This window comes from Chryseobacterium sp. VD8, assembly GCF_037149975.1.
Lineage (GTDB): Bacteria > Bacteroidota > Bacteroidia > Flavobacteriales > Weeksellaceae > Chryseobacterium > Chryseobacterium indicum.
In genome coordinates, this window is record NZ_JBBCQL010000358.1 from 1 (window position 1) to 2,737 (window position 2,737).

2 protein-coding genes and 1 pseudogene are annotated in these 2,737 nt (G+C 34.3%); 1 reads left to right on the forward strand and 2 read right to left on the reverse strand.

The annotated features are described in order from the left end of the window. The first annotated feature begins 509 nt into the window (after window positions 1-509). Window positions 510-1,055, forward strand: coding sequence for a helix-turn-helix domain-containing protein (locus WFK35_RS22015; RefSeq protein WP_336734719.1), 546 nt, complete (start codon window positions 510-512; stop codon window positions 1,053-1,055). Window positions 1,056-1,160: 105 nt separating this feature from the next. On the opposite strand, the gene WFK35_RS22020 is transcribed toward WFK35_RS22015, so the two are convergent. Both WFK35_RS22020 and WFK35_RS22025 read right to left on the reverse strand, forming a co-directional pair. Then, window positions 1,161-2,333, reverse strand: a complete 1,173-nt coding sequence (locus WFK35_RS22020; protein WP_336734721.1) for a proline dehydrogenase family protein — start codon at window positions 2,331-2,333, stop codon at window positions 1,161-1,163. A 65-nt stretch (window positions 2,334-2,398) separates the two neighbouring features. Beyond that, a pseudogene (locus WFK35_RS22025) lies at window positions 2,399-2,737 on the reverse strand (prenyltransferase); the annotation flags it as partial.

Sequence of the window (2,737 nt, forward strand, 5' to 3'; positions counted from 1 at the left end):
GTCTTCTACTAAATTATTTCTGTTTTTAATTTCAGAAATTTAATCTGGTAAATCTTAAAAAAGATCAATAACCATATCTTACATTAAAATAATACAAAACCCAGTCCAAATACGTTTGAAAGCTGTATTTTACAAAAGTAAAACGTTTATTTTACCCTATTATAAGGCATTTATCTGTTATTTTAAGTACATTATCTGTATTTGCTTATACAGTGTATTAAACCGCAACAAAATTATGTTTATTACATCAATAATGGTATTTATATGAACATAACTTATCAATAAGTTATCGACGATTCCAGTCAGATTTTACTGATTTTAATGATTGAATTGTGGATAAACTTTTGTAAAATTTAGAATAGCCTTTTATTAATTATATAGTATATTGATTTTTAGATAGTTACATAGTTTACAAATGTATTTTACCGTGATTTACATTTGTTTACTATATTAATTTGCATTTGTAAATTTATTTATTTACATTTGTAAGACGTTTTAATAATGGTTCTATGAGTTTAAACGAGAGAATTTCAAAAGTTATCGAGTATTCTAATCTTTCTTCTTCGGAGTTTGCAGATGAAATTGAAGTACAGCGATCTTCTATTTCGCACATAACGTCCGGAAGAAATAAGCCGTCGCTTGAGTTTATCATTAAAATAAAATCGCGCTTTCCTGAAATTCTTTGGGACTGGCTGATTACCGGAGAAGGTGAAATGCTGAAATCTGAACTTCCCGAATCGGACATTCCTGAACTGGAAGAAGAAATTTACGAAGAGGAAAAACCGAGAACGACTTCTCTCCCCGATCTTTTTACGATGGTAAATAACGATGAAGATTTTGGCAGTGAAGAAACAGAAATAGAACCGCCAAAAATGAAGCGGCAGGAATCGCTTATACCGGATCAAAGTAAAGCACAGGAGAAAATATTGGATTCTCAGCGATTAGAAAACAGCAGTGATCAGATCATTGCTCAAGTCATTGAAAATCAACAAAATAAAATTAAACGGATTGTCATCTTCTACGAAAACGGAAAATTCGAAAGTTTTGAACCTTAAATGATCTTTAAAACCGTTCATTTTTCAAAATTTCAATTAGCTTATATTTAGATCATAAAAAAGCCTCACAAAATATTGTAAGGCTTAGAAATTTATCTTTAAAATTTATCTGCTTGCTTTTCTTCTTTCGAGTTCCTTTTTAATCAGCCCCAGTTCACGACCGGTTTGTCCCGCAACGGAAGTATTTTCCTGCGCTCTTCTGGTAAGATAAGGCACAACATCTTTTACAGGTCCGTAAGGAAGGTATTTTGCCGCATTATAGCCTTTATCTGACAGATAGAACGTAATATTGTCGCTCATCCCGTAAAGCTGACCGAAATAGATATGAGGATTTTCATTTTCCAGTCCTTTCGCTTTCATTTTATCCATAACAAGCTCTGAAGAAATTTCATTGTGGGTTCCGAAAAATGCGGAAACTTTATCTAAATGATTCATAACGAAATCAATTCCTGCATTGTAATTTTTATCGGAAGCATCTTTTGTCGGCTGAATAGGATCTGCATAGCCTTTTTCTGCGGCTCTTGCTCTTTCTTTTTCCATATAGGCTCCACGAACGATCTTATACCCGATAAAATAACCTTTTTCTCGCGCGCGCTGAAGATGCGACTCCATATATTCCAGTCTTCCGGTTCTGTACATCTGAATGGTATTCCAGACAATCGGCTTTTCCTGATTGTATTTCTCCATCATCTCTTCACAAAGATGATCCGCTGCATCCTGCATCCAGGTTTCTTCGGCATCTACCATCACTTTTTTGTCGTGCTCGTGGCAAAGCTTACAGACTTCATCAAACCTTTTTACTACTATTTCCCACTCTTCTTTCTGGCTTGTTGTAAGTTCCGCATTTTTCCCGACAGCTTCATACAGATCTATTCTTCCGAAGGCTGTAGGTTTAAAAACGATAAACGGAATTGCCGGATTTCCTACAGAAAATCTTACGATATCTTTGATCTCTTTGCAAACTGCATCAAACGTTTCTTCGTCTTCTTTGCCTTCAATAGAATAATCGAAAATACTTCCGACTCCTCTTCTGAAAAGCTGTTTCACTACTTTCATACTTTCTTCACGGGTTTCTCCTCCGCAAAACTGCTCAAACAAAGTGTTTTTTACAATTCCGGTAACGAAAGGAAAACTATTATGAACGGTGAAATTAAGAACGGAAGTTCCAATTTTTGTAAGGGAAGGCTGCTCAATCATTTTGAACATCCAATACGCTTTTCTTAACTGTGCATCGGATTTATCCGCAAATGCGACTTTAGTATCGTTAAAAATGGGCATTACTTTTTATAAATTTAAGGTACTGCAAAGGTAAGAAAAGGATCAGGTTTTATAAAGAAAATTTTCTATAATTTACCTTCCAGTCCGTTGAGAAGCATTGCGATTATCCCAATGAAAACCCAAATTCTGAGAATATTAAGCGTAATGAAGTTGCTTTTTCTTGTATGATTTAAAATAAGGTAAACGCAAAGGATGAAAATAAATAATCCGGCAGTAAAATAATACGCCATGAATCCTGAAATTCCTGTTTTCATGATCAGCTTCATGGATACTGCCATGGTAATGATAAGCAGAGAAACAATAATTGTTTTGGTATTCCTGCTTTTAAAATAATTGGGAATTGTCGTGTATCCAAACGCTTTATCCACACTTTTTGTTAACGTATCTTTTACAATATCAATGCA

Coding starts and splice junctions, on each gene's coding strand:
- WFK35_RS22020 (WP_336734721.1), bottom strand. CDS start 2,333: ATGCCCATTTTTAACGATACTAAAGTCGCATTTGCGGATAAATCCGAT.
- WFK35_RS22015 (WP_336734719.1), top strand. CDS start 510: ATGAGTTTAAACGAGAGAATTTCAAAAGTTATCGAGTATTCTAATCTT.